General features: G+C 74.8%; 27 protein-coding genes. 13 read left to right on the plus strand and 14 right to left on the minus strand.

What is annotated here, in order from left to right; all coding sequences use genetic code 11:
• Positions 1–38: 38 nt before the first annotated feature.
• The 6 genes from ACWIYF_RS03210 to ACWIYF_RS03235 all read right to left on the minus strand — a co-directional run bounded on the left by ACWIYF_RS03210 (position 39) and on the right by ACWIYF_RS03235 (position 6,356).
• Positions 39–1,379 carry a sulfate adenylyltransferase subunit 1 gene (locus tag ACWIYF_RS03210; protein WP_448626673.1) on the minus strand — a complete coding sequence of 447 codons (1,341 nt, stop codon included), beginning with the start codon at positions 1,377–1,379 and terminating at the stop codon, positions 39–41.
• Positions 1,379–2,287, minus strand: a complete 909-nt coding sequence (gene cysD, locus ACWIYF_RS03215; RefSeq protein WP_448626674.1) for a sulfate adenylyltransferase subunit CysD — start codon at positions 2,285–2,287, stop codon at positions 1,379–1,381. Before cysD ends, ACWIYF_RS03210 begins: the two co-directional genes overlap by 1 nt.
• Before the next feature lie 174 nt (positions 2,288–2,461).
• The gene (locus ACWIYF_RS03220; protein ID WP_448626675.1) at positions 2,462–3,184 is read right to left on the minus strand and encodes a PaaI family thioesterase; all 723 of its coding nucleotides are present in this window, start codon (positions 3,182–3,184) and stop codon (positions 2,462–2,464) included.
• A gap of 9 nt (positions 3,185–3,193) precedes the next feature.
• Positions 3,194–4,711, minus strand: coding sequence for a sensor histidine kinase (locus ACWIYF_RS03225; protein WP_448626676.1), 1,518 nt, complete (start codon positions 4,709–4,711; stop codon positions 3,194–3,196).
• A 35-nt stretch (positions 4,712–4,746) separates the two neighbouring features.
• Positions 4,747–5,475 (minus strand): response regulator transcription factor, encoded by a 729-nt coding sequence (locus ACWIYF_RS03230; RefSeq protein WP_448626677.1) that lies wholly within the window; start codon positions 5,473–5,475, stop codon positions 4,747–4,749.
• A 104-nt stretch (positions 5,476–5,579) separates the two neighbouring features.
• The gene (locus tag ACWIYF_RS03235) at positions 5,580–6,356 is read right to left on the minus strand and encodes a siderophore-interacting protein (protein ID WP_448626678.1); all 777 of its coding nucleotides are present in this window, start codon (positions 6,354–6,356) and stop codon (positions 5,580–5,582) included.
• Between the two features lie 283 nt (positions 6,357–6,639).
• Between ACWIYF_RS03235 and ACWIYF_RS03240 the strand changes: the two genes are divergently transcribed.
• Both ACWIYF_RS03240 and ACWIYF_RS03245 read left to right on the plus strand, forming a co-directional pair.
• Positions 6,640–6,849 (plus strand): DUF2945 domain-containing protein, encoded by a 210-nt coding sequence (locus tag ACWIYF_RS03240; RefSeq protein ID WP_448626679.1) that lies wholly within the window; start codon positions 6,640–6,642, stop codon positions 6,847–6,849.
• Between the two features lie 31 nt (positions 6,850–6,880).
• Positions 6,881–7,312, plus strand: a complete 432-nt coding sequence (locus ACWIYF_RS03245; protein WP_448626680.1) for a DUF2795 domain-containing protein — start codon at positions 6,881–6,883, stop codon at positions 7,310–7,312.
• Between the two features lie 19 nt (positions 7,313–7,331).
• Here ACWIYF_RS03245 and ACWIYF_RS03250 read toward each other — a convergent pair whose 3' ends face one another.
• On the minus strand, positions 7,332–8,216 hold the full coding sequence (locus tag ACWIYF_RS03250; RefSeq protein WP_448626681.1) for a hypothetical protein: 885 nt from the start codon (positions 8,214–8,216) through the stop codon (positions 7,332–7,334).
• A gap of 172 nt (positions 8,217–8,388) precedes the next feature.
• On the opposite strand from ACWIYF_RS03250, the gene ACWIYF_RS03255 reads away from it, so the two are divergent.
• Complete coding sequence (locus ACWIYF_RS03255; protein WP_448626682.1) at positions 8,389–10,428, plus strand: LCP family protein; 2,040 nt, start codon at positions 8,389–8,391, stop codon at positions 10,426–10,428.
• 27 nt (positions 10,429–10,455) lie between these two features.
• On the opposite strand, the gene pstB is transcribed toward ACWIYF_RS03255, so the two are convergent.
• From pstB to ACWIYF_RS03285, 6 genes are all read right to left on the minus strand, one after another.
• Positions 10,456–11,235, minus strand: coding sequence for a phosphate ABC transporter ATP-binding protein PstB (pstB, locus tag ACWIYF_RS03260; protein ID WP_448626683.1), 780 nt, complete (start codon positions 11,233–11,235; stop codon positions 10,456–10,458).
• 28 nt (positions 11,236–11,263) lie between these two features.
• Positions 11,264–12,349: a phosphate ABC transporter permease PstA gene (gene pstA, locus ACWIYF_RS03265; protein ID WP_448626684.1), complete on the minus strand. Its 1,086-nt coding sequence runs from the start codon at positions 12,347–12,349 to the stop codon at positions 11,264–11,266.
• Positions 12,350–12,354: 5 nt separating this feature from the next.
• Entirely contained in the window at positions 12,355–13,299 is a 945-nt protein-coding gene (gene pstC / locus ACWIYF_RS03270) for a phosphate ABC transporter permease subunit PstC (protein WP_448626685.1), read from the minus strand.
• 88 nt (positions 13,300–13,387) lie between these two features.
• Positions 13,388–14,500: a phosphate ABC transporter substrate-binding protein PstS gene (pstS, locus tag ACWIYF_RS03275; RefSeq protein WP_448626686.1), complete on the minus strand. Its 1,113-nt coding sequence runs from the start codon at positions 14,498–14,500 to the stop codon at positions 13,388–13,390.
• A gap of 184 nt (positions 14,501–14,684) precedes the next feature.
• Positions 14,685–15,626: a mycothiol synthase gene (gene mshD / locus ACWIYF_RS03280; RefSeq protein WP_448628723.1), complete on the minus strand. Its 942-nt coding sequence runs from the start codon at positions 15,624–15,626 to the stop codon at positions 14,685–14,687.
• Positions 15,627–15,633: 7 nt separating this feature from the next.
• Positions 15,634–16,374 (minus strand): winged helix-turn-helix domain-containing protein, encoded by a 741-nt coding sequence (locus ACWIYF_RS03285; protein WP_448626687.1) that lies wholly within the window; start codon positions 16,372–16,374, stop codon positions 15,634–15,636.
• A gap of 63 nt (positions 16,375–16,437) precedes the next feature.
• Here ACWIYF_RS03285 and ACWIYF_RS03290 point away from each other — a divergent pair, with 63 nt between their 5' ends.
• The 7 genes from ACWIYF_RS03290 to ACWIYF_RS03320 all read left to right on the plus strand — a co-directional run bounded on the left by ACWIYF_RS03290 (position 16,438) and on the right by ACWIYF_RS03320 (position 21,040).
• Positions 16,438–17,082: an alpha/beta hydrolase family protein gene (locus ACWIYF_RS03290; RefSeq protein ID WP_448626688.1), complete on the plus strand. Its 645-nt coding sequence runs from the start codon at positions 16,438–16,440 to the stop codon at positions 17,080–17,082.
• Complete coding sequence (locus ACWIYF_RS03295; protein ID WP_448626689.1) at positions 17,079–17,903, plus strand: hypothetical protein; 825 nt, start codon at positions 17,079–17,081, stop codon at positions 17,901–17,903. Before ACWIYF_RS03290 ends, ACWIYF_RS03295 begins: the two co-directional genes overlap by 4 nt.
• A gap of 201 nt (positions 17,904–18,104) precedes the next feature.
• Complete coding sequence (locus ACWIYF_RS03300; RefSeq protein ID WP_448626690.1) at positions 18,105–18,794, plus strand: LmeA family phospholipid-binding protein; 690 nt, start codon at positions 18,105–18,107, stop codon at positions 18,792–18,794.
• Between the two features lie 46 nt (positions 18,795–18,840).
• Positions 18,841–19,290: a thioredoxin family protein gene (locus ACWIYF_RS03305; RefSeq protein WP_448626691.1), complete on the plus strand. Its 450-nt coding sequence runs from the start codon at positions 18,841–18,843 to the stop codon at positions 19,288–19,290.
• A gap of 151 nt (positions 19,291–19,441) precedes the next feature.
• Positions 19,442–19,882 carry a DUF4395 domain-containing protein gene (locus ACWIYF_RS03310; protein ID WP_448626692.1) on the plus strand — a complete coding sequence of 147 codons (441 nt, stop codon included), beginning with the start codon at positions 19,442–19,444 and terminating at the stop codon, positions 19,880–19,882.
• A gap of 28 nt (positions 19,883–19,910) precedes the next feature.
• Complete coding sequence (locus ACWIYF_RS03315) at positions 19,911–20,744, plus strand: sulfurtransferase (protein ID WP_448626693.1); 834 nt, start codon at positions 19,911–19,913, stop codon at positions 20,742–20,744.
• 2 nt (positions 20,745–20,746) lie between these two features.
• On the plus strand, positions 20,747–21,040 hold the full coding sequence (locus ACWIYF_RS03320; RefSeq protein ID WP_448626694.1) for a DUF1416 domain-containing protein: 294 nt from the start codon (positions 20,747–20,749) through the stop codon (positions 21,038–21,040).
• A gap of 67 nt (positions 21,041–21,107) precedes the next feature.
• Here the strand turns inward: ACWIYF_RS03320 and ACWIYF_RS03325 are convergent, their stop codons facing one another.
• A complete protein-coding gene (locus ACWIYF_RS03325) occupies positions 21,108–21,893 on the minus strand; it encodes a hypothetical protein (RefSeq protein ID WP_448626695.1) in 786 nt (261 codons plus the stop codon).
• A gap of 180 nt (positions 21,894–22,073) precedes the next feature.
• On the opposite strand from ACWIYF_RS03325, the gene ACWIYF_RS03330 reads away from it, so the two are divergent.
• The 3 genes from ACWIYF_RS03330 to ACWIYF_RS03340 are packed head-to-tail and all read left to right on the plus strand — an operon-like array spanning position 22,074 to position 24,711.
• On the plus strand, positions 22,074–23,261 hold the full coding sequence (locus ACWIYF_RS03330; protein WP_448626696.1) for a sensor histidine kinase: 1,188 nt from the start codon (positions 22,074–22,076) through the stop codon (positions 23,259–23,261).
• Positions 23,258–23,941 (plus strand): response regulator, encoded by a 684-nt coding sequence (locus tag ACWIYF_RS03335; RefSeq protein WP_448626697.1) that lies wholly within the window; start codon positions 23,258–23,260, stop codon positions 23,939–23,941. The genes ACWIYF_RS03330 and ACWIYF_RS03335 overlap by 4 nt, the downstream gene beginning before the upstream one ends.
• Positions 23,938–24,711 (plus strand): SDR family NAD(P)-dependent oxidoreductase, encoded by a 774-nt coding sequence (locus tag ACWIYF_RS03340; protein ID WP_448626698.1) that lies wholly within the window; start codon positions 23,938–23,940, stop codon positions 24,709–24,711. The genes ACWIYF_RS03335 and ACWIYF_RS03340 overlap by 4 nt, the downstream gene beginning before the upstream one ends.
• The last annotated feature ends 12 nt before the right edge of the window (positions 24,712–24,723 follow it).

A 24,723-nucleotide genomic window follows, 5' to 3' on the forward strand; every position in this document is an offset into this window, starting at 1 on the left:
GGCCAACCCACGGTGGGTTGGCCCGAAAAGCCACGCGGTCAGGAGGCGGGGGTGAGCATCCCGGCGCCGACGGTGGCGTTGGTGGCCTCGTCGACGAGGATGAACCGCCCGGTGACCCGGTTGCGGCTGTAGTCGTCGACGAACAGCGGCTGGGTGGTGCGCAGCTTCACCCGGCCGATATCGTTGAGGCCCAGCTCGCCCGCCTCGCGGTCGCGGTGCAGCGTGTTGACGTCGAGCCGGTAGCTGAGCTCCTTGACCATGGCCCGCACCGAGCGGGTGGTGTGCTTGATCGCGATCCGCTGACGGGGGCGCAGCGGCTCGTCGGTCATCCAGCAGACCAGCGCGTCGAGGTCCTGGGTCACGTGCGGCACGTTCGCCGGCCGGCAGATCAGGTCGCCGCGGGAGACGTCGAGGTCGTCGGCGAGCCGCACGGTCACCGCCATCGGCGCGAACGCCTCCTCGACCGGGCCGCGGGGGCCGTCGATGCCGGCGATCGTCGTCGTCAGGCCGCTGGGCAGCACCTGCACCTCGTCGCCGGGGCGCAGCACGCCGCTCGCGACGGTCCCTGCGTAGCCGCGGTAGTCGTGGAAGGCGTCGGACTGCGGCCGGATCACGTACTGGACCGGAAACCGGGTGTCGACGAGGTTGCGGTCGCTGGCCACGTGCACGTGCTCGAGGTGGTGCAGCAGCGACGAGCCCTCGTACCAGGGGGTGTTGGCCGAGCGGGTGACGACGTTGTCGCCGTGCAGCGCCGAGATGGGGACGACGGTCAGGTCGGGCACGTTCAGCTTCGCCGCGAACGAGGTGAACTCGTCGCGGATGCGCTCGTAGACCTCCTCCGACCAGTCGACGAGGTCCATCTTGTTGATGGCGACGACGAGGTGCGGCACCCGCAGCAGCGAGGCGAGGAAGGCGTGCCGGCGGCTCTGCTCCAGCATGCCCTTCCGGGCGTCGACCAGCACGATCGCCAGGTCGGCGGTCGAGGCGCCGGTGACCATGTTGCGCGTGTACTGCACGTGGCCGGGGGTGTCGGCCAGGATGAACGTCCGCCGCGGGGTGGCGAAGTACCGGTAGGCGACGTCGATGGTGATGCCCTGCTCCCGCTCGGCCCGCAGGCCGTCGGTGAGCAGCGCCAGGTTCACGTAGTCGCCGCCGGCGCTGGCCCGCTCGACCGCCTCGTACTGGTCCTCGAAGACCGCCTTGCTGTCGAACAGCAGCCGGCCGATCAGCGTGCTCTTGCCGTCGTCCACCGAGCCGGCGGTGGCGATGCGCAGGATGTCCTTGCGGGCGACGGCGATGTCGTGGGCCTGCTCGGCGGCGGCCGAGTGGACGTCGACGGGCGGGTGGTTGCCGGGCTGGGCGGCGGTGTCAGTGGCCATCAGAAGTAGCCCTCCTTCTTCCGGTCCTCCATGGCGGCGTCGCTGACCTTGTCGTCGCCGCGGGTGGCCCCGCGCTCGGTCAGCCGGGTCACCGCGATCTCGGCGATGACCTCCTCGACCGTGGTGGCCTCCGAGCGGACCGCGGCGGTGAGGTTGGCGTCGCCGACCGTCCGGTAGCGGACCTTCTCCCGGCGGACCTGCTCGCCCTCGCGCGGGGTGATGAACTCGTTGACCGCGTAGAGCATCCCCTGGCGCTCCACGACATCCCGCTCCTGCGCGAGGTAGAGCGGCGGGATCTCGATCTCCTCGCGGGCGATGTACTGCCAGACGTCGAGCTCGGTCCAGTTCGACAGCGGGAAGACCCGGATGGACTCGCCCAGGTGGATCCGGCCGTTGTAGAGGTCCCAGAGCTCGGGCCGCTGGTTCTTCGGGTCCCACTGGCCGAACTCGTCGCGGAAGCTGAACATCCGCTCCTTCGCGCGCGCCTTGTCCTCGTCGCGGCGGGCGCCGCCGAACAGGGCCGTGAAGCCGTGCTTCTCGACCGCGTCGAGCAGGACCGGGGTCTGGATCCGGTTGCGCGAGCCGTTGGGCTCCTCGCGCACCAGGCCGGCGGCGATCGCCTCGGGCACCGAGGCCACGATGAGGTGCACGCCCAGCTCGGCGACCCGCTTGTCGCGGAACTCGAGGACGTCCGGGAAGTTCAGCCCGGTGTCGACGTGCATCACCGGGAACGGGATGCGGGCCGGGGCGAATGCCTTGCGGGCGAGCTCCAGCATCACGATCGAGTCCTTGCCGCCGGAGAAGAGCAGCACGGGCCGCTCGAGCTCGGCGGCGACCTCGCGGATCACGTGGATGGACTCGGCCTCCAGCGTCTCCAGCTGGGTCAGCCGGTAGTCAGGGGTGGTCACGCGCGCGGGCTCCGGAGCTCGACGTCAGGGGGTCGAAGTGATCCCAACCGCATCGACGCGATGGGGATTCCCGCCCCAGTGTCCCTGATCACCCGGAGGCCACCGCCGTGAGAATGGTCTCGGCCGGCAGACCACCGGGTCCGGCAGCGGCGGCACGGGTGACGTCGACGTCCCTCATGCCGGATCCCCGGGCTCGGCTACCGCCGTCGCGTCGGTGGGCCGGCCGGGCGGCGCGTGCCGGCCCGAGGCGTCGGTGACCGCGCCGAAGTAGTCGGCGACCTTCTCGGGGCGCGGGGCGACGAAGATCCCGCGCGCCTCGACGAGCACGCCGTCGGGCGCGTCGGCGCGGGCGATCGTGCCGGCGGCGCCGGTCTTGCGCCCGGCGTCCTCGACGACCCGGCCCCGCAGCTCGATGGGGACGTCGAGCGGTACCGGCCCGCGGTAGTCCAGCTCCAGCCGGACCGTCATCCCCCAGAGGCCGGCGGCGATCACGGCCGACCCGAGCATCTGGTCCATGAGCAGCCCGCTCATCCCGCCGTGCAGGAACCCCGGCGGCCCCTCGTAGGCCAGGCCCAGGACGGTCCGGGCGACCACCTCGTCGCCCTCGTGGCGGATCCGCAGCGGCGGCGCGAACGCGCTGCCCACGCCGGTCACCGGGTTGTAGACGCGGCGGAACGCCACGGGGTCGTCGAGCGACGGCAGCCGGCCCGCGGGGCGCCGCGCGGCGGCGAGCCGGGCGGTCAGCGCCCGGGCCTCCTCGGCGGCCGCGACGAGCTCTCCGGCGTCGAGCGCCGTCCGCACCGAGGCGTCGACGAGCCCGCGCAGCGCCTCCCCGAGGTCGCTGACGGCCGCCATCAGCGCGGGGTCGTAGGGCGTCTCGACGGGTCGCTCGGGCACGCCCCGACGCTAGGGCACGAGATGGTCGGCCGCGCCCGCGTCCGCGGCGGGCGGGCCCGAGCGGCGCAGCCGCACGCTGAAGGCCGCGCCCTTGCCCGGGGCGGTCAGCAGCTCGACCGTGCCGCCGTGCGCGGCCACCAGCGAGGCGACGATGGCCAGGCCCAGCCCGGTGCCGCCGGCCTCCCGGGTGCGCGCGGTGTCGGCTCGGTAGAACCGCTCGAAGACCCGCTCGGCGTCGGTCTCGGCCATGCCGGGCCCCTCGTCGGCGACCCGGAGCACGAGCACGTCCGGGTCGGCGTCCTGGGCCACGGTGACGGTCACCTTCGCAGTCGGCGGCGTGTGGGTGAGCGCGTTGGTGACCAGGTTGCCGACCACCTGGCGCAGCCGGGCCTCGTCCCCGAGGACGACGGGGACGTCGGTGAGCGACTCGTCCAGGTGCAGGGAGATCGGTCGGTCCGGCTGCACCGCGCGGGCGTCGTGCACGGCGTCGCCGGCGATCTCGGCCAGGTCGACGGGGGTGACCGTCAGCGGCCGCTGCTGGTCCAGGCGGGCCAGGTGCAGCAGGTCCTCGACCAGCAGGCCCATGCGCGCGCCCTCGGCCTCGATGCGCTGCATCAGCCGCCGGGTCTCCTCGGGACTGCTGACGGCGCCCTGCCGGTAGAGCTCGGCGAAGCCGCGGATCGAGGTGAGCGGGGTGCGCAGCTCGTGGCTGGCGTCGGCGACGAAGCGGCGCATCCGGTCCTCGGACGCGCGGGCCTGGGCCTCGGAGGCCTGCTGCGCCCGGAAGGATCGCTCGATCCGGGCGAGCATGCCGTTGAGCGCGGCCGACAGCCGGCCGACCTCGGTGCGCTCGTCGCCCTCCGGCACCCGCTGCGAGAGGTCGCCCGCGGCGATGGCCCGGGCCGTGGACTCCACCTCGGCGAGCGGCCGCAGGCTGTTGCGCACGAGCACGTACCCGGCGGCGCCCAGGACGACGAGGACGATCAGGCCGACGACCACCTCGATGGCGACCAGCCGGTCGATCGCAGCCTGGTCCCCGGCCAGGTCGGCGCCGATGACGACGGTCCAGCCGTCGCGCACGAAGCTGATCACACGCCAGTCGGTCGAGCCGTCCGCGGCGCTCACCGTGATCGGCGGGATCACCGAGCCCTGGTCGGGGACCGCCCGCTGGAGGTCCGGCAGGTGGCCGAGGTCGTCGGAGGGGCCCTGGACGGTGACCAGGGTGTCGTCGCCGGGTGGCGCGCACGCCACGAAGACGGCCCCCGGGCTCTGCCGGTACGTGCCCTCGGCGCAGAGGTCGAGGATGAACGGTCCGTGCTGGACCTGCCGGACGGTCGCCGCCAGTCCGGCGTCCTGCTGGTCCATGAGGTAGCCGCGCAGCAGCGACGTCGCGGCGATCCCCGTGGCGCCGAGCCCGACGGCGACGAGGACCGCCATCAGCGCGACGAGCGTGATCCGCAGCGGCACCCGGGGCACCCGCGGATCCCGCGCGGCAGGCGGACCGCTGTCGATCAGCCCGGTCGTCATCGCGCTCCGGGCGGGTTCCCCCGAGGCCTGGTCGCTCACGTTCCGCGCGGCAGCCGCAGGGTGTAGCCCACGCCGCGGATGGTGTGCAGCAGCCGCGGCTCGGTGGTGTCGACCTTGCGGCGCAGGTAGGAGATGTAGGACTCCACGACGTTGGCCTCGCCGTTGAAGTCGTAGTTCCACACGTGGTCCAGGATCTGCGCCTTCGACAGGACCCGCCCGGCGTTGGCCATCAGGTAGCGCAGCAGCTTGAACTCGGTCGGCGAGAGGCTGATCACCTGGCCGGCCTTGATGACCTCGTGGGACTCCTCGTCGAGCTCGATGTCGGCGAAGGTCAGCCGCGGCGCGTCGGCCGCCCGCTGCGGACCGCTGCTGCGCCGCAGCACCGCCCGGATGCGGGCGAGCACCTCGTCGAGGCTGAACGGCTTGGTGACGTAGTCGTCGCCGCCCAGGGTGAGCCCGGAGACCTTGTCCTCCGCCGCGTCGCGGGCGGTGAGGAACAGCACGGGGGTGTGCCGCCCGCTCTGCCGCAGCCGCCGGACGACGCCGAACCCGTCGAGGCCCGGCATCATCACGTCGAGCACGAGCAGGTCGGGGCGGAAGGACGCCGCCAGCGCCAGGGCCTGCTGGCCGTCGGCGGCGGTGGCGACCTCGAAGCCGGCGTAGCGCAGGCTGGCCGAGAGCAGCTCGCGGATGTTCGGCTCGTCGTCCACCACCAGGAGGCGCGCCTCGGGAGCCGGGCGGCCGTTCGGCTGGGTGCCGGTCACAGCTCCTCCCACGGGGCGTGCGGATGCCGTCGTCATGCCTGAGAGCCTCCTGGCACCGGCTGCGGCTGCCCTGGACGCTACCTGTGAATCGGCTGAGCGAGCCGTCAGCCGCCGGACGGGGCCATGGCGCGCCCCCGGCGCCAGTAGCCGATCGCGTGGTGCTGCGCCCGGCCCAGTCCCCAACGCCCCCGCAGGTCCGCCCGGACGGTCCGGACGGCGGCGGACTCGGCCGCGACCCAGGCGAACAGGTCCTCGCCGGCCGGCCGGTCGAGGGCGGTCACCGCGTCGGCCAGCAGCGTGCCCTCGCCGGGCGGGGTGCCCTTCCGGTGCAGCCAGCGGACCTCGACCGCGCCGGGCGCCGGCAGCGGCTGCTCCTCCTCCGGTCCGGCCACCTCCACCAGGGCCAGACCGCGCGCGGACGGCGGTGCCTCGGCGAGGATGCGGGTGATCGCCGGCAGCGCGGTCTCGTCGCCGGCCAGCAGCAGCTCACCCGCCGGGCGATCCCCGAGGGGCGCCCCGCCGGCGACGGCGAGCACCGCGCCGGGGGCCGCCGCGGCCGCCCAGGCGGCGGCCGGGCCGGTGCCGTGCAGCACGAAGTCGATCTCGACGGTGCCCGCGGCGGGGTCCTGCCGGCGGGCGGTGTAGCTGCGCAGGCTCACGCCGTGGCTGCCCTGCGGCCAGACGATCCGCCCGTCGCGGGCGATCGACGGCCAGCGCGGGTCGTCGTCCCCGACGCGGGGGACGAGCAGGTGCACCGTGGGCCCGGCGGCGGCCGCCGCGGACGGGCTCCCGCGCAGCAGCACGCGACGCACGGTCGGCGTCACGTCCGCGACCGTGTCGACGGAGAAGACGTCGACCGGCCGCGTCTCGGGAGCGGTCACGGATGGCTAGCGTAGGAGCGGGCCGACCCGGCCGACCCCGGGGGAATGGGGTCGACCGGGCCGGCGATCGAGGACGGGGCACCGCTCTCACGGTGCGTAGTCGCCATGTCCGCACGGACCTGCACGGTCGGGCGACGATCTTCCGTCGGTGAACACGCTACGTCACCGGACGCCGGATGCCAGTGCCCGCACGGGTGAGACCGCGTTCCTTTCGGGTGATGTGTGCCCGGAGCCGACCAGGGGCAGGGGCAGGGGGAGTGCCCGCGGCGAGCGAGGAGGGGCGATGAGCGACGACCTGCAGAAGGGTGACCACGTCACGTGGAACAGCCACGGAGGGCAGGCCGAGGGAACCGTCCGCCGGAAGATCACCGCGGACACCGAGGCCGCCGGGCGCACCGTCCGGGCGAGCGAGGACGACCCGCAGTACGAGGTCGTGAGCGAGAAGAGCGGTGGCGCGGCGGTCCACCGGCCCGGCGCCCTGCGCAAGAACTGACCGAGACAGTCATCAGGCACCAGGAGGAACCGTGACCGAGAGCGGCGAGCAGTTCGCCGGCACGTCCGCGCGCAGCACCAAGCACAGCCCCCGCGTCGACGAGGAGCTGGAGCACGAGATGCAGGGGATGCTCCGGGCCGAGCGCACCACCCGCGCCGAGGAGTGGCGCGACGTCGAGCCCGCGGCGGAGGGTGACCCGGACATCGACACCGATCCGGCCGGGACCCTGGTCGGGGGCACCCCGGTGGGCATGGACGCCGACGCGGTGGTCCGGCGGGCCGAGCTCGCCCGGTGGCTGGACCGCGCCGACTTCCCCAACGACGGCCCGGCCCTGGTCGAGGCCGCGCGCGACCACCGCGCGCCCGACGCGGTGGTCGCCGAGCTCGAGCGGCTGCCCGAGGGGGAGACCTACGAGCGGATCGGCGACGTCGTCCGCGCGCTGGGCTACCCGACCGAGACCTGACCGGCGGGCGGGCCGCCGGTCACGAGCCGGCGGTCTGCTCGTCCTCGTCCTGCGCGATCTCCTCGGCGCCGCGCCGGCGGAACAGCCGCGAGCCGGGGAACCCCTTCACCACCTGCCGCACGTCCTGCATGGTGTCGAGCAGGTCGTGCACGTCGTCGCCCACGTTGCCCATCGACGCCAGCACCGGCAGCACGTTCTCGTCCAGGCGGACGACGAGCTCCGGTAGCCGGTCGACCAGCGTCACCAGCGCCTCGACCTCGTGCGGCTCGAACGTTTCCGCCAGCCGCTGGATCGACGGCGCGAGCAGCTGCAGCGGCTCCGCGTAGTCGACGGTCAGCGGCTCCACCCGCCCGACCAGGCCCTCGGCGCGGGTGAGCGTGTCGTCGGCGCGCGACGTCGTCCGCACCACGGCGGTGATCGCCTCGTCGGCCCGTGTCTGCGTCGTCCCGACTGCGGCGATCGCGTCGTCCGCCTTGCGCTGGGTCTCGCCGACGGCGGCGATCGCCTCGTCGGCCCTGCGTCGGGTGTCGCCCATCCCCTCGATGGCTTCGTCGGCCCTGCGTCGGGTGTCGCCCATCTGCTCGATGGCTTCGTCGGCCCTGCGTCGGGTGTCGCCCATCTGCTCGATGGCCTCGTCGGCCTTCCGCCGGGTCCCGCCGACGGCGTCGATCGCCTCGTCCGCCCGGGCGCGGGTGGCCTCGAGCCCGCTCAGCGCGGTCTCCGCGCGGCCGACCGCGTCCTCGGCCCGGCCGACGACGGCGTCGACCCGGTCGAGCAGCTTCTCCACCCGGCCCACCACGGCACCGATGCGCGGCACGAGGGCGAGGGCGTCGTACACGCCCTCGCGCAGGCCTTCCACCGCGGAGAGGACATCGGACGGTCCGGGTATGGACGGCAGCCTCACGGGCAGACGGTACGGGCGGGAAAGGTCCGCCGCTCTTCGGTGCCCGCGCGTCGGGCCGGTCCCGGGCGAAGTTTCCGTATCGTGGGAGGACCGCCGCACGGGTGCGCGGGCACCGGCGCGTGCGCCGGAAACGACGGACGGCGCAGCCGACGACGATGGGAAGTCGACACCGGTGGGGGATCAGCCGACACGGGGGAACGCGGGCGATCGCCGCGTCCCCGGCCGGTCCCGGGCACGCGCCGACCAGCCGGGCTCGCAGCCGATCACCGTCGAGCAGCTCCTGGCCCGCCAGGGCGGTCCGGCCACCGGCCGCCGCCGCGCGGTGCGCCGCGGCGAGCCGGAGCCCCGCGGCGAGGGAGAGGGCCGCGGGCAGACGCCGCGGCCGAAGGCGCCGGACGCCCCGCCCGCCGGCACCCGCGGCGGGATGCCGCCCGTCCCGGGGGCGCCGGCGTCGTCCCCGCCCCCGCCGCCGTCGTCCACCACGCCACCGCCGGGCCGCCGCAGCAGCCTGCCGCCCGTACCCGACGCCCGGTCGCGCCCCTCCGGGCCCGTCCCGCCGCTGCCGCCGGCCCGGCCGACGGCCGCCCCGGCCGAGTTCCCGCCGCCGGACCTCCCGCCCGGCGTGCGCCCCTCGCGCCCGGTCGCCCCGCTGCCGCCGCTGCCCGGCCGGCGCCCGCCGAAGCAGGAGACGCCGAAGCGCGAGCGGCCGGTCGCCGGCTTCGCCCACCGGGCCGCGCAGCGGGCGACCGCCACCCCGCGCCGCCGTCGCACCACGCGGGTGGTGCTCGCGGTCGTCGCGGTCGTCGCGCTGGTCGCGCTCTACCACCTCGGCCTGTACGTCTACGTCGACCGCAGCATCGGCCGGGTGGACGCGCTGGCCACCGACGGACCGGAGGTCCTCGCCCCGCAGCTGCAGGCCGACACCGAGAACTACCTGGTCGTGGGCACCGGCGTTCCCGGCGAGGAGGGGCCGGCCTCGGTGGCCACGCTCATCGCCTCGGTCTCCGGCGACGAGGAGCGCGCTGTCCTGGTCAGCGTTCCGCCGACCGCCTTCGTCGACACCCCGGCCTGCCGAACGTCCGACGGAGAGCTGCGCCAGCCGACGTCGGAGGCGTTCGCCGCGTCGCTGCTCGACGGCGGGCCGGCGTGCCTGGTCCGTGCCGTGCAGCAGCTGTCGGGCCTGCGGGTCGACCACTACCTCGCGGTGGACCTGGCCCGGCTGCCCGCGATGGTGGACGCCCTCGGCGGCATCTCGATGTGCGTGCCGGACTCACCGGCCGTGGCCGCGGCCGCCGAACCGCTGCCGCCCGGGGCCAACGACCTCTCCGACGCGCAGATCACCGGCTACCTGACCCCCGGGGACGCCGGCTCCGACGTCACCGGCGCCGCCGTCGCCGAGCGCGCGCAGCTGCTGCTCACCGCGACCCTGCGCCGCGCGATGTCGAGCGGCACCCTGCTCAACACGGTCACGCTCACCCGCTTCCTGTCGCGGGCCACCGACGCGCTCACCGTCGACGAGCAGACGACGCTGGGCGACCTGCGCGGCCTGGCCGGCGCCCTCGGCAGCCTCCCCGACGGCGCCGTGCAGCGTGCGGGGCTGCCGGTGGCGCAGGTCGGCTACGTCCCGGCCGGCACCGACCAGGCGTACGTGCTGCTGGACGCCGAAGGCACCCGCAGCCTCTTCGACACGGTCATCGACCGCACCGAGCTCCCCGAGGGGGTCGGGGACGACGCCGCCGCGGCCGACCCCACCGGCGAGCCGCAGGAGACGGCCGCTCCGGCCGCGTCCGCGGAGGCGGAGGCGCCCGCCGCCGCACCCGGCCCCGAGCCGCTCACCGCCGCGCCGAACACGATCACCGTCGACGTCCTCAACGGCACCGGCACGACCGGGCTCGCCGCGCAGGTGGCCGACCTGGTCCGCGCCCAGGGCTTCGGCGTCGGGACCGTCGGCAACGAGCCCGGCACGGTCAGCCAGACCCTGGTGCGCTTCGGGCCGGCCGCGCAGGAGCAGGCGCGCACGGTCGCGGCGGCGGTGCCGGGCGCGGTGCTGCAGCCCAGTGACTCGATCGGCAACGCCGTCCAGCTGGTGATCGGCCCCGGCTACACCGGGGTGGTGCCCGTCCAGATCGGCGCGCCCGCCGCGCCGGAGACGCCGGCCGCGGAGACGACGGAGCCGGCCCAGCCGACGGCGACCGCGCCGCCCTGCAGCTGAGCCGGCCCGTTCAGGCCGAGCGGCCGATCACCCGAAGCGGCCGGAGATGTAGTCCTCGGTCGCCTTCTGGTCGGGGTTGCTGAAGATCTTCTCGGTGGGGTTGAACTCGATCAGCCGGCCCGGCTGGCCCATCCCGTTGAGGTTGAAGAACCCGGTGTGCTCGCTCACCCGCGCCGCCTGCTGCATGTTGTGGGTGACGATGACGATCGTGTAGCGCTCCCTGAGCTCGGTCATGAGGTCCTCGATCGCCAGCGTCGAGATCGGGTCCAGGGCCGAGCACGGCTCATCCATCAGCAGGACGTCGGGCTCGACGGCGATCGCCCGGGCGATGCACAGCCGCTGCTGCTGCCCGCCGGAGAGACCGGCGCCGGGCCGGGCGAGCCGGTCCTTGACCTCGTCCCACAGGTTGGCCCCGCGCAGCGACCGCTCGACGAGGGCGTCGAGGTCGGCCTTCTTCATCTTCTTGCTGTTCAGCCGCACGCCGGCGGCGACGTTGTCGTAGATCGACATCGTCGGGAACGGGTTGGGCCGCTGGAAGACCATGCCGATCTGCCGGCGCACGTCGACCGGGTCGGTGTCGGCGCCGTAGAGGTCCTGGCCGTCCATGACGACCTTGCCCTCGACCCGGGCGCCGGGGATCACCTCGTGCATCCGGTTCAGCGAGCGCAGGAAGGTCGACTTCCCGCAGCCGGACGGGCCGATGAGGGCGGTGATCGCCCGCGGCTCGAGGGAGACGGTGACGTCCTGCACCGCGAGGAAGTTGCCGTAGTAGATGTTCAGGTCCGAGACGTCGATGCGCTTGGCCACGAAGGACTCCGGGGTGGTCGGCGGTCGGTCAGCGACCGGTCTTGGGGGCGAAGAGCCGGCTGATCAGCCGCGCGATGAGGTTGAGGACCAGCACGATCGCGATGAGCACGAGCGCGGCGGTCCAGGCCCGGTTGATGCCGTTCTCCGGCGGCACGCCGGGCTGGGTGAGCTGGTAGTACGCGTAGACGGGCAGGGTGGCCATCCGGCCGTCGAACGGGTCGAAGTTCGACGCGTTCGTGATGCCGACGGTGACCAGGAGGGGCGCGGTCTCGCCGATGACGCGGGCGATCGCGAGCGTGACGGCGGTGCCCAGGCCGGCGAGCGCTGTGGGCAGGACCACCTTCACGATCGTGCGCCACTTGGGCACGCCGAGAGCGTAGGAGGCCTCCCGCAGCTCGTTCGGCACGAGCTTGATCACCTCCTCGGAGGAGCGGACGACGACCGGGATCATCAGCACCGACAGGGCGACCGCGCCGACGAAGCCCATCCGCACGCCCGGGCCGAAGAAGAGGGCGAAGAGGGCGTAGGCGAACAGGCCGGCGACGATGGACGGGATGCCGGTCATGACGTCGACGAGGAAGGTGACCCACTTCTTCAGCCGGCCCCGGCCGTACTCGACCAGGTAGATCGCGGTGAGCAGGCCGATCGGCACGGACATCAGCGCGGTGATGAGCGTGATGATCAGGGTGCCGAAGATCGCGTGGTAGGCCCCGCCGCCCGGGCCGAGGACGCCGAGCATCGAGGAGCCGAAGAACTCGCCGTCCAGCCGGGCGATCCCCTTGCTGACGACCTCCCACACCAGGCTGACCAGCGGCACCATCGCCAGCAGGAACGCGCCGTACACCAGGCAGGTGACGAAGCGGTCCGTCGCCTTGCGGGAGCCCTCCCGCGTCCGGGACAGGCCGACGACCACCGCCGTCCCGAGCGCCGCGACCAGCAGCACGAGCACGACGGGGTTCAGGTCGGTCGCGAGGCCGAGCGCGACCGCGACGACGGCGAGCCCGCCGAAGACCGCGGGGGTCACCCAGCCCGGCAGCGGCCGGCGGGAGCCGGGCGCGGGCAGGCCGCCGGAGGGCGCGGGGGCGGTCTCGGGGGTCCGGGTCGGGGTGCTCATCCCATTCACTCCGAGAAGTCGGCCCGGCGGTTGACGATCGCCCGGGCGAAGAAGTTGACCGCGAAGGTGATGACGAACAGCGCCAGGCCGCTGGCGATGAGGGTGTTCACGTCCAGACCGCTGGCCTCGGGGAAGTTCAGCGCGATGTTCGCGGCGATCGTCGAGGGGTTGGTGCTGCTGATCAGGTTGAACGTGACCACGCCGGAGGCGGACAGGACGATCGCGACGGCCAGCGTCTCGCCGAGGGCGCGGCCGAGACCGAGCATGGCGCCGCCGATGACGCCGGAGCGGCCGTAGGGGAGCACCGCGATGCGGATCATCTCCCAGCGGGTGGCACCGAGGGCCAGTGCGGCCTCGCGGTGCAGCGCCGGCGCCTGGGCGAACACCTCGCGGGAGATGGCGCTGATGATCGGCAGGATCATGACCGCGAGCACGACACCGGTCGTGAACATCGTCCGGCCGGTGGAGGAGGCGGGACCGGCGAAGAGCGGGATGAACCCGAGGTTCCGCTCGAGCCACTCGTAGAACGGGACGAGCTTCGGCGCCAGCCAGGCGATGCCCCAGAAGCCGTAGACGATGCTCGGGATCGCGGCGAGCAGGTCGACGAGGTAGCCCAGTCCCTGGGCCACGCGGCGGGGCGCGTAGTAGGTGACGAACAGCGCGATGCCGACGGCGAGCGGGGTGCCGATGAGGAGGGCGAGCAGGGCGGCGATCAGGGTGCCGAACAGCAGCGGCCAGACGTAGGCCACGACTCCCTCGCCGCCGGGCACGTCGGAGGCATCGGCGGTCAGCGCCGGCACGGACTGCCAGACGAGGAAGGCCGCGACGCCGGCGAGGACGACCAGGATCAGGATGCCGGCGCCGCTGGCGCTGCCGGCGAAGAGGCGGTCGCCCAGCCGGCGGACCGAGCGCTTCGGCCGCTCCTGCTGAGGGGCGCTGGTGAGGGTCACCACGACTCCGGTTCGGCGAGATGGGGCTGGCGGCCGGACGGCCCGGGGCGTCGGACGACGCCCCGGGCCACCCGGGAGGAGCGCACGGTCAGGCCGCGGTGATCGCGTCGACGGCCTTCTGCGCCTGCGCGCGCAGGGCGTCGGAGATCGGCGCCGAGCCGGCCTGGTCGGCCGCGGCCTGCTGGCCGTCCTCGCTGATCACGTAGCCCATGAAGGCCTTCACCAGATCGGCCTTCTCCTGGTCGTCGTACCGGACGCAGCCGATGTGGTAGCTGACCAGGACGATCGGGTACTCGTCGGCGGCGGTCGTGGTCCGGTTGATCTCGTAGGCGAAGTCGAACTCGCCCCGGCCGGAGATCAGCTCCGAGCCCTCGACCACCGCGGCGGCGGCCTCGGGGCTCGGGGTCACGAACTGCTCGCCCACCTTGATGTCGGCGATGCCGAGCTCACCGGCCTGGCTCTCGTCGGCGTAGCCGATGGCGCCCTCGCCGGCCTGCACCGCGCTGATCACGCCGGAGGTGCCGTTGGCGGCCTCGCCGCCCTCCAGCGGCCACTCGCCGTCGGGTTCGCTGGTCCACACGTCGGGCGCCGCCGCGGAGAGGTACTGGGTGAAGTTGGTGGTGGTGCCCGAGTCGTCCCCGCGGTGGACCGGCGTGATCGCCGTGCTCGGCAGCTGCGCGTCCGGGTTGTCCGTGGCGATGGCCGGGTCGTTCCACGTGGTGATCGCGCCGGTGAAGATGCCGGCGACGGTGGCGGGGGACAGGTTCAGCTGGTCGACGCCGGGCAGGTTGTAGACGACGGCGATCGCGGAGATGTAGTTCGGCAGCTCGAAGACGCCGGCGTCGCCGCAGACCTCGGCGGCCGCGGTGAGCTCCTCGTCGTCCAGCGGGGCGTCCGAGCCGGCGAAGTCCACGCCGCCGGTGGTGAACTGCTCCCGGCCGCCGCCCGAGCCGACCGGGTCGTAGTTGACCGTGGCCCCCGGCTGCTCGCTGCTGAACCCGGCCGTCCAGCCCTGCATGGCGGCCTGCTGGGCGCTCGAGCCCGCTCCGTTGATGGTGCCGCTCAGCTGCTCCGCGCTGCCGCCACTGTCACCTCCGCCGGCGGTGTCCGTCTCGTTGGAGGCGCCGCACGCCGTGAGCGCGAGGGAGCCGGCGAGCGCCACCGCCAGGGGAAGGGCGCGCGTCTTGGTGCTGAGCTTCAACTGGTTGCCTCTCGACCTGGCCCGGACGTCGATGCCGGGCGCACTGGACCAACGAATCCAGAAGTTAGGGAGCCGAGGTGGCCTGATTCCGGTCGCCCGGTGAACGGCGAATGAACGGCCGCCGATCCTTGTCCGACCGAGTGAGAAAGGGATCACGACCGTCCGGTGAACGCGTGCGCGTCCGCTACCGCCTGGAGGGATCCCGTCGCCAGAGGACGTCGACCGAGTACCGCCGGAAGCCGGTGCGCTCGTACAGCGCGACGGCGGCGGTGTTGTCCTCCTCGGTGTAGAGCAGCACCTCGCCCAGGCCACGGCTGCGCAGGTGCGCGAGGCCCAGGTCGGTGAGCGCGCGGCCCAGCCGCATCCCCTGCGCGTCGGGGTCGATGCCCAGCACGTAGATCTCGCCGACGGCCTCGGGTCCGGCGTCGCCGGGCGGGTGCACCTTCGTCCAGTGCGAGCCGAGCAGGACGCCGCCGTCGTCGGGGTCGCCGCGCCAGGCCAGCAGGAACCCGGCCGGGTCGAACCACGGCTCGTCCTCGCGCAGCTGCAGGTCCGCGGGCGTCCAGCGGCCCTGCTCGGGGTGGTGCGCGAAGGCCCGCGCGTTCACGTCGAGCCAGGCCGCCTCGTCGCGGCCGGGGCGGAACGGCAGGACCCGCACGCCCTCGGGCAGCGCGGGGCGGGGATCGGGGTCGACGCCGTCGAGGTCGCGGCGCATCTGCAACAGCACCCGGGCTCGCCCGTAGCCGCGCCCGGCGGCCAGCGCGCTCCCCCCGGGCAGGTCGCCGTGCGCCCACACCGCGAGCGGTCGTTCCCCGGCCAGCCGCTCCACGCGGTCGAGCAGCGCCGCCCCGATCCCGCGCCGCCGGGCGACCGGGTCGACGACGATCTCGGCCACGGCCTCGGGCTCCGTCTCGAGCCGCGCGTACCCGAGCAGCACGCCGTCCGGCCCCTCGGCGAGGACGTCGCGCCCACCCGGCGGGCCGCCGTGCTGTAGCCGCAGCTCGCTCTCCTCGGAGACCGGCCGGACGCCGTCCGCCTCGTGCGCCGTGGACAGCAGCGCGCGGACGGCGGCGACGTCGTCCGGGGCGAGCCGGTCGACGTCCCGGAGGGAGGCTGTGGCGGTCAGGGCCGGCTCAGACCAGGGGTGCGGGGGTGTTCTCGGCCTCGGCCTTCGCCGCGGCCGCGGCGGCGTCGGCCACCTGCTGGTCGAGCTTGTAGCCGACGTTGCGCACGGTGCCGATCAGCGCCTCGTGCTCGGTACCGAGCTTGGCGCGCAGCCGGCGGACGTGGACGTCGACGGTGCGGGTGCCGCCGAAGTAGTCGTAGCCCCAGATCTCCTGCAGCAGCTGCGCGCGGGAGAAGACCCGGCCCGGGTGCTGGGCCAGGTACTTCAGCAGCTCGAACTCCTTGTAGGTCAGGTCGAGCGGGCGGCCGCGGAGCTTGGCCGAGTAGCTGTGCTCGTCGATGACCAGCTCACCGGCCTTGGTGACGCCGCCGTCGCCCCCGTCGACCGGCGTCGCGGCGGCGAGCCGGCGGCCGGTGGCCCACTTCAGCCGGGCGTCGACCTCGGCCGGGCCGGCGGTGTCGAGCAGGACGTCGTCGATGCCCCAGTCGGCCGACAGCGCCACCAGCCCGCCCTCGGAGAGGACGGCGACCAGCGCGGAGGCCACGCCGGTGGAGGAGAGCAGGCTGCACAGCGTGCGGGCCTGGATGAGGTCGTGGCGGGCGTCGACGAGCACGACGTCGCCGGAGTCGCCGTCGAGCAGGCTGGACAGCTCCGGGGCCACCACGCGCACCTGGTGGGCCAGCAGCCCCAGCGCGGGCAGAACCTCGGTCGTCGCCTGGCGCGCCGCGGTCATGAGCACGAGTCGCATGCTGTCTCCTCGGTGGGGAGGCCCCGACGGCGCTGTCGAGCGTGAGCACGCAGGATAGCTGACGTGCTGTTAGCGCGCCCATCACTCACCGACGTCAGGGCGTTGCGCGTCCGCACCGAGGACGGCGTGACGCTGTCGGGGATCGCGGTCCCGGCGGCCGCGCCGGCGCGCCCCGGGGCGCGTCCGCTGACGTTCGTGGTGGCGCACGGCTTCACCAACTCGATGGCCCGCGCGCCGTTCGTGCGGCCGGCCGGCTGGCTGCGCCGGGGCTGCGATGGGCGGCGGCGCGCGCTCCCAGAAGAACCCCGCTGCCCCCCGCCACTCGCACGCTCGCGGCGGGTCCCTGCAGCGGGGCCGAAGGACGTGCGCGACACCCGGCCGATGCGCCGGGGGCACTGGCTGCTCGAGACGACCGCCGGGCGCTCGCACGCGTCGCGGCTGGTGCGGCTCCGGCTCGACGAGCCGTGGCTGACGCCCCCGCCCGCGCCGCTGCAGGTGGTCAGCCGGATCGCGCCGACCCCGCTGCTGCTGGTGCACGGCGACCGCGACGAGAACTTCCCGCTCGAGCACTTCCGCACGCTGGCCCAGGCGGCGGGGCCGACGGCGACGGCCTGGGTTGGCCCGGGCTTCGGGCACGCCGAGAGCGGCGCGACCGCTCCGCTCGTCGAGCGGATCGGGCGCTGGGCGTCTGCCACGATCAACCCATGACCTACTCGGAGGTGGAGGCGGCGGTCTCCCCCCGCACGCACCACCTCCCCGCCGCCGCGCTCGCCGCCGTCTCCGTCGCGCTGCTGATCGCCGCCCCGGAACTCGCCGGCGACACCGGGCTGCTGGGCGCGGTCGCGCTCGTGCAGCTGGCCTTCGTGGCCGCGTGGGCGGTGGCCACGGGCACCGGCGGCGCCCTCGGGACGGCGATCGTCGGCGTCCTCGCCGCGGCCGGCGCCGACGCCGCGCTCGTCCTCCCCGACCGGCCGCGGCTGGGCGGGCTGCTCGCGGTTCTGGGGCCGGCGTTCCTGGTCGTCGTCCTCGCCCAGATGTTCCGCCGGCGCCGGGAGGACATGGTCGCCGCGCTCTCCGGCGGGGTGCTGCTCGTCTGCGCCGTCTCCTCCCTGGCCGTGCTGCTGCTGCTCGGCCGCTCCGAGCCGGCGGGGCTGGCCACCTCGGCGCTGCTCGCGGTGGGCGCCGCGCTCGTCGTCGGGCACCTGGTCGATCTGGTCCTGCCGCGTCCGCAGCTCGCCCCTGAGGTCCCGCGCGGCCTCGTGGGCCTGCTCCTCGCGGTGGCGGCGGGCGCGGCGGTCGGGTTCGCCCGCCGCGGCACCGGCGACCTGGTGGACAGCGTCTCCGCGGTCACCTTCGGCGCGGTGCTGGGCGCGGTGGCCGCCCTGGTCGCGGTGGCGGCCAGCTACGTCGCCGCCGAGACCGATCCGGACGGCGGTCGCGGGCGGGCCGCGGCGCTGTGGGTGGTCCAGGCCCTGCTGCCGATCGCCGCCTGCGCGCCGGTCGCCCTCGGCCTGCAGACCGCGCTGTAGAGGCTCAGGGCTGGTCGCGCCGGAACCGGTCCCACCCGAAGGCCAAGCAGGCGCCGGATCACCGCGACGAACGTGAGATCGAGGGGATTCCCCGTCCGATCCCCTCCCCGCGGTCATCCTCCGCACACCGGTGCGCTCGGTGGAACCCCTCCCGGGCGTGGGACCGCGGTGGCGGCAGCGCGGTGGGGGAGACTGGCGCGGGTGAAGGGCCTGCTCATCGCGCTCGTCGTCCTGCTGGGACTGGCGGTCGCGGCCGACCGGATCGCCGTGGGCATCGCGGAGGACCGGGTCGGCGAGCAGCTCGCGACGAAGGGCGGCCTGCAGGGAACGCCGTCGGTGGACATCAACGGGTTCCCGTTCCTGACCCAGGCCGTCGCCGGCGACTACGAGGACGTCCGGATCGCCCTGACCGCGGCCGACCTCGGCCAGCCGGAGGGCACCAGCGCCGACGTCGCCCTCCACGGGGTGCACGTGCCGCTGTCCGACGTGCTCTCCGGATCGGTGAGCGAGGTGCCGGTCGACCGCGTCGACGGCACCGCGACGCTGTCCTACGCGCTGCTGTCCGCGCAGCTGGGCGGGGACACCACGCTGCGCCGGGAGGGCGACGGCCTGCGGATCACCAGGACGGTCGAGATCGCCGGCTTCACCCTGCCGCTCACCGCGGCCGGCACGGTCACCCTGGACGGCGACGACCTGCTCGTCGACGTCGAGGAGGCCTCCGGCGCCGGGGTGGACGTCCCGGGCTTCCTCGTCGGCCAGGTCAGCGACCTGCTCGACATCCGCTACACGATCCCGGCGCTGCCGTTCGGCCTGCAGCTCACCAGCGTGCGCCCGGCCGACGACGGCGTCGTCGTCACCGTCGAGGCACAGGACGCGGTGCTGCGCGGCTGATCCCGGTCCGGGAATGCGTCCGGCGCGCGGCCGGTTGCGAGCGGGGATGAGTCCGATCGGAGCGGTCGTGCTGGCCGCGGCCCTGGTGCTGACGGCGGCCGCCTCCTGGTGGCTGCGCACACGGAACGGCGCCGTCCGGACGCCGGGAGGCGGAGGGGACGACGTGCCGGGCGGTCCGCAGGCGGTGCTCGAGCGGCTCGGCGTCCGCCCGGAGGACGCCGACCTCACCGTCGTCCAGTTCTCGACCGCCTTCTGCGCCCCGTGCCGCGCGACCCGGGCGCGCCTCGCGCACCTGCAGGCGACCCGTCCGGGGCTGGCCTACGTCGACATCGACGCCGAGCAGGAGCTCGACGCGGTGCGCGAGCTCGACGTCCGGCGGACACCGACGCTGTTCTACCTGCGCCGCGACGGGAGCCTCGTCGGCCGCAGCAGCGGTGCCCCCCGGCCGGAGGAGCTGGCCGCCCTCGTCGACGCGCATGTCGGAAGTTCCGCGTGATCGGTTACTCTCGCCCCGTGGGCACCTTGCTGACCTCGCGCCGCACAGTGGACCTGTGCCGCGTCGGCAGCTGCCTCTGTCCGACCTGCTGAGGTCGGTTGCCGACCGTCCCGACGTGCCCTGTCCGCCGTCCGAAGGTCTCTCCTCTGTCATGACTGCACCGTCGCGCGAGGTCGACGTGCGGGGTCCGCGCTTCGCCGCGTGGGTCACCGCCGCTGTCCTCGCCGTCGCCCTGCTCACCGCCGCCGGCTGGCTGGTCGCCGCGCAGGCGGTCGTCTTCGCCGTGGGAGCCTTCGCCGGCCTGCGGTACGCGCCCTACGGGGTGCTCTTCCGGGTCCTCGTCGCGCCGCGGCTGGGCCCGGTCCGCGAGCGGGAGCCGGAGGCGCCGCCGCGGTTCGCGCAGCTCGTCGGCGTCGTCTTCGCGACGGTCGGCGCGCTCGGCTACCTGCTCTCCGCGCCGCTGGTCGGCGCCATCGCCACCGGCCTGGCGCTGGTGGCGGCCCTGCTCAACGCGGCCACCGGCTTCTGCCTCGGCTGCGAGATGTACCTGCTCATCCGGCGGGCGACCTCCCCTCGTACGACCGCCGCCTGACCCGCCCTCCACCAGGAAGGAACCACCCATGAGCCGCACCGACGTGCTCGTCACCGCCGACTGGGCCCAGGAGAACCTGAACCGCCCCGGCATCGTCTTCGTCGAGGTCGACGAGGACACCAGCGCCTACGACAAGGGCCACATCGAGGGCGCGGTGAAGCTGGACTGGAAGAAGGACCTCCAGGACCCGCTGCGCCGCGACTTCGTCAGCAAGGAGCAGTTCGAGCAGCTGCTCTCCGAGCGGGGCATCAGCAACGACGACACCGTCGTGCTCTACGGCGGCAACAACAACTGGTTCGCCGCCTACGCCTACTGGTACTTCAAGCTCTACGGCCACCAGGACGTCAAGCTGATCGACGGCGGCCGCAAGAAGTGGGAGCTCGACAGCCGCCCGCTCTCCGAGGACGCGGTCTCCCGCCCGGCCACCCAGTACAAGGCCAGCGAGCCCGACACCTCCATCCGCGCCTTCCGCGACGAGGTCGTCGCCGCGATCGGGCAGAAGAACCTGGTCGACGTCCGCTCGCCCGACGAGTTCGCCGGCAAGCTGGTCGCCCCGGCGCACCTGCCGCAGGAGGGCGCGCAGCGCCCGGGTCACATCCCGACCGCGGTGAACGTGCCGTGGAGCAAGGCGGCCAACGAGGACGGCACCTTCAAGAGCGACGACGAGCTGCGCCAGCTCTACGCCGACGCCGGCCTCGACACCGGCAAGGACACCATCGCCTACTGCCGCATCGGCGAGCGCTCGAGCCACACCTGGTTCGTCCTGCGCGAGCTGCTCGGCCACGAGAACGTGAAGAACTACGACGGATCGTGGACCGAGTACGGCTCGCTCGTCGGCGTCCCGATCGAGAAGGGGGTCTGACCATGTGCGGAGCACCGAAGCAGGGCGGCAGCCTGGCCGGCATCGACCTGGACACCCAGACGGTGATCCAGGGCTCGGTGTGGCACGACGGAGCGCCGGTGGCCGGCGCCTACGTCCGGCTGCTCGACGCGACCGACGAGTTCACCGCCGAGGTGGTGACCAGCCCGGAGGGTGAGTTCCGGTTCTTCGCCGCCCCGGGCCAGTGGAAGGTCCGCTCGCTCGCGCCGGTGGGCAAGGGCGAGCGCGTCCTCTCCGCCGACGTCGGCCTCAACGAGACCACGGTCGCCCTGGACTAGCAGTCGCGGCGACCAGTGAGCGCCCGCCCCGGCTCCGGCCGGGGCGGGCGCTGTCGTCTTCCGGGGGTCACACCGGGACGGACGCCGTGGGCCTGGCGGCCGGGCGGCGTCCGCGCGCCGCGACCAGTGCGATGACCGCGCCGGCGGCGATCGCGGCGAGCCCGCCAGGGATCCCCCAGCTGTCGGGCTGCTCGGGCAGGGCGACCGCGACCGCGCCGAGGTACACCCAGGCCGTCGCGGTCACGGCCGCGAACGGCCGCCATCCCGGCAGGCCGCCGGCCGCGAGCAGGGTGCCCAGCACCAGGGTCGTGAGGTGCTCGGCGTAGGTCGCCCACTGGTTGGTCGCGGCCATCTCCCCGACGCCGGCCAGCTGGTGCCGGAGGGCGGTGACCACCGGAGCGGCGAGCGCCGCCGCCGCGAGCACCGCGACCCCGGCCAGGACGGGATCGGGCCGCAGCATCCGCCGCACCCCCGCGACCAGCCGCCGGTGCGGATACGTCACCAGCACCAGCAGCACCGGCGCGAGGGCGAACAGCAGCGACGGCCCGGTGAACGGCAGCACGAGCGCCGAGGCGACCAGCGCACTCGACGCGAACGAGAGGACGACGAGCGGATGCCCCGCCGGGCGGCGCAGCAGCAGCACCAGCAGGACCAGCCCGGCGACGTCGCCGGTTCCCTCGACGGCGCTGTGCCAGCGGGCGAGCTCGGGGTGGTGGACGTCGGGCTGCAGGTTGACGTCGATCCACGGCGCCAGCACGTTCGGCGCCGCCAGCAGGAACAGGGCGATCGCGAGGCCGGTGACGACCCGGAACGTCCACAGCCGCCGGGTGCTCGGGGTCGGGGAGGTGTTCATCGCTGGCTCCTCGGAGCGGGGCCGGCCCACTGCCGGCGGACGACGACGCTAGGAAGTGCGGCCCGCGGCGTCGTCCCGCTGCGGGTCGACTCCGCGCGGGCCGCCGTCCACCCCGGTGCGGTGGCGCGGTCCACCCCGCGGTGGACGTCCGGGGCGCCGCAGCCCGCGTAACCTGCCCGCATGACTCCCCCGGGGGAGCCCGGGACGCCGGCCGGCAGGCCGCCCCGGACGGACGTCGCGGTGGCCGCCGCGCTGCTGGCGGCCGGTCTCGCCGAGGTCTGGTTCCTCCCGGGTGGCGGCTCGCCGTGGTGGGGCAGCGCTGCGGTGGCGACGGCGACCGTCCCGCTCGCCTGGCGGCGGCGCGCCCCGCTGACCGTCGCCGTGGCGGTCGCGCTCGGCATCGGGGTCGCCGCCCCGGCCTCGGCCCTGGTCCAGTTCCTCGCCGTCCTCGTCGCGGCGTTCGGCGTGGCGGCGTACGCGCCGTTCCGGTCGGCCGTGCTGGGCCTCACCGCGATCCTGCTGGCGCAGACGACGGCGATCCTCGTCGGTCCCGACAGCTCCGTCGCCAACGTCGCGTACGCGGTCGGGCTCTACGGCGGTGCGTGGCTGGCCGGGCTCGCCGTCCGGCGGCGGGCGACCCAGGCGGACACCCTCCGCGCCCTGGCCCGCCAGTTGCGGGAGGAGCAGGAGACGCTGGCCGGGATGGTGGTGGCCGCCGAACGGTCGCGGATCGCGCGGGAGCTGCACGACGTGATCGCGCACAGCGTCAGCGTCATGGTGGTCCAGGCCGGCGCCGCCGAGCAGCTGCTCTCCTCCGATCCCGCCCGCGCCCGCCGGGCGCTCGAGGCGGTCCAGGACACGGGGGCGCAGGCGGCGGCCGAACTCCGCCGGCTGCTCGGGGTCCTGCGCGCGGGTCCGGACGACGAGGGGCTCACGCCGGCGCCCGGTCTGGCCGACGTCCCCCGGCTGCTCGACCGGCTGCGCCTGGCCGGGCTCGACGTCGAGCACCGGACCGAGGGGACCGCCCGGCCGCTGCCCCCGGGCGTGGACCTGGCGGCCTACCGCGTGGTGCAGGAGGCGGCGACCAACGTGCTCAAGCACGCGGCCGCCAGCCGGGTGACGGTCACCGTCCGGCACACGGCCGCCGACGTCACGGTCACGGTGCAGGACGACGGCCGTGCCCGCCCGCAGGGCGCCGTGGGCGGGCATGGCCTCGTCGGCCTCCGGGAGCGGTGCGTGCTCTACGGCGGCGTGCTGCGCGTGGACGCCGGCCCGGCGGGGTTCACCGTCGAGGCGTGCCTGCCCCGGGGCGACGCCGCCGGGACCGCACCGCTCCCGGCGACCGCGGACCAGGAGGCGCGGCCGTGATCCGCGTCCTCGTCGCCGACGACCAGGCGCTGATCCGCGGAGGGCTCCGGCTGATCCTCGACGAGCAGCCCGACATCACCGTGGTGGGGGAGGCCGCCGACGGCCGCGACGCCGTCGTCCAGGCCCGGGCGCTGCGGCCGGACGTCGTCCTCATGGACGTCCGGATGCCGGTCATGGACGGGATCGAGGCCACCCGGCGGCTGCTCGCCGACGCCCCGCCCGACCTGCGGGTGCTCATCCTCACGACCTACGACCTGGACCGGTACGTCTACGACGCGCTGCGGGCCGGAGCCAGCGGGTTCCTCCTGAAGACGGCGCCACCGCGCCAGCTGCCGGACGCCGTCCGCGAGGTCGTCGCCGGGGACGTGATGCTCGCGCCCGCGGTCACCCGGCGGCTGATCGAGACGTACCTGGAGCGCCCGCCGCGGCCCGAGGGCGTCCCCGCGCCGCTGCGCGGGCTGACCGAGCGCGAACGGGAGGTGCTCCGGCTGGTGGCCCGGGGGCTGTCCAACGCCGAGATCGCCGGCGTGCTCTTCCTCGGGCAGGCCACGGTGAAGACCCACGTGCTGCGCGTGCTCGCCAAGCTCGGCGTGCGCGACCGCACCCAGGCCGCCGTCCTGGCCTACGAGTCGGGCTTCGTGCGCCCCGGCGAGGCCGACCGGGACGCGGTGGTGCCGTGACCGGCTCGTACGTGGTGACCGGCGGCGGCCGCGGGGTGGGGCGGGCGATCGTCGAGCGGCTGGTGGCCGACGGCGGCACCGTGGTCGTCCTCGAGCGCGATCCCACCGCGGTCGCCTGGCTGGCGGCGCACCCGCAGGGCCCGCGGCTGATCCCCGTCACCGGCGACGCCGGCGACGAGGCGGTCACCGAGGAGGCCGCCGACCGGGCCACGGCGGCCGGGCCGCTGCGCGGCTGGGTGAACAACGCCGCCGTCTTCCGGGACGCCGGCGTGGCCGTCACCCCGCCGGCGGAGGTGCTGGCCCTGATCACGGCGAACCTCGCGCCGGTGGTCACCGGCTGCACGACCGCCGTCCGCCGGTTCCTCGCCGCCGGCGGTGGCGGGGCGATCGTCAACGTCTCCAGCCACCAGGCCCAGCGGCCGGTCCGCGGCGCCCTGCCGTACGCGACGGCGAAGGCGGCCGTCGAGGGGCTCACCCGGGCGCTCGCCGTCGACCACGGCCCCGACGGGATCCGGGTCAACGCCGTGGCGCTGGGCTCGGTCGACACCGAGCGCTACCAGGAGTTCCTGCGCGCGCAGGGGCCGGAGGCGGCGGCCCGCACCTCCGAGCAGATGGCGGTCCTGCACCCGCTCGGGCGGGTCGCCACCCCCCACGAGGTGGCCGCCACCGTCGCCTTCCTGCTCTCGGACGCCGCGGCCTTCGTCACCGGCGCCGTGCTCCCCGTGGACGGCGGCCGCGCCGCGCGCGGACCGGACCCCGAGGAGGCCTGAGCGCCTTGCCGG

Source organism: Geodermatophilus sp. URMC 64, from assembly GCF_053502555.1.

Bases quoted from the DNA above. Each gene is read 5' to 3' on its own strand.
- ACWIYF_RS03210 (WP_448626673.1), bottom strand. From the start codon at position 1,379: ATGGCCACTGACACCGCCGCCCAGCCCGGCAACCACCCGCCCGTCGAC.
- ACWIYF_RS03330 (WP_448626696.1), top strand. From the start codon at position 22,074: ATGACTCCCCCGGGGGAGCCCGGGACGCCGGCCGGCAGGCCGCCCCGG.
- ACWIYF_RS03285 (WP_448626687.1), bottom strand. From the start codon at position 16,374: ATGCGACTCGTGCTCATGACCGCGGCGCGCCAGGCGACGACCGAGGTT.
- ACWIYF_RS03315 (WP_448626693.1), top strand. From the start codon at position 19,911: ATGAGCCGCACCGACGTGCTCGTCACCGCCGACTGGGCCCAGGAGAAC.
- ACWIYF_RS03310 (WP_448626692.1), top strand. From the start codon at position 19,442: ATGACTGCACCGTCGCGCGAGGTCGACGTGCGGGGTCCGCGCTTCGCC.
- ACWIYF_RS03295 (WP_448626689.1), top strand. From the start codon at position 17,079: ATGACCTACTCGGAGGTGGAGGCGGCGGTCTCCCCCCGCACGCACCAC.
- ACWIYF_RS03320 (WP_448626694.1), top strand. From the start codon at position 20,747: ATGTGCGGAGCACCGAAGCAGGGCGGCAGCCTGGCCGGCATCGACCTG.
- ACWIYF_RS03305 (WP_448626691.1), top strand. From the start codon at position 18,841: ATGAGTCCGATCGGAGCGGTCGTGCTGGCCGCGGCCCTGGTGCTGACG.
- ACWIYF_RS03240 (WP_448626679.1), top strand. From the start codon at position 6,640: ATGAGCGACGACCTGCAGAAGGGTGACCACGTCACGTGGAACAGCCAC.
- pstA (WP_448626684.1), bottom strand. From the start codon at position 12,349: ATGAGCACCCCGACCCGGACCCCCGAGACCGCCCCCGCGCCCTCCGGC.
- ACWIYF_RS03325 (WP_448626695.1), bottom strand. From the start codon at position 21,893: ATGAACACCTCCCCGACCCCGAGCACCCGGCGGCTGTGGACGTTCCGG.
- ACWIYF_RS03225 (WP_448626676.1), bottom strand. From the start codon at position 4,711: ATGACGACCGGGCTGATCGACAGCGGTCCGCCTGCCGCGCGGGATCCG.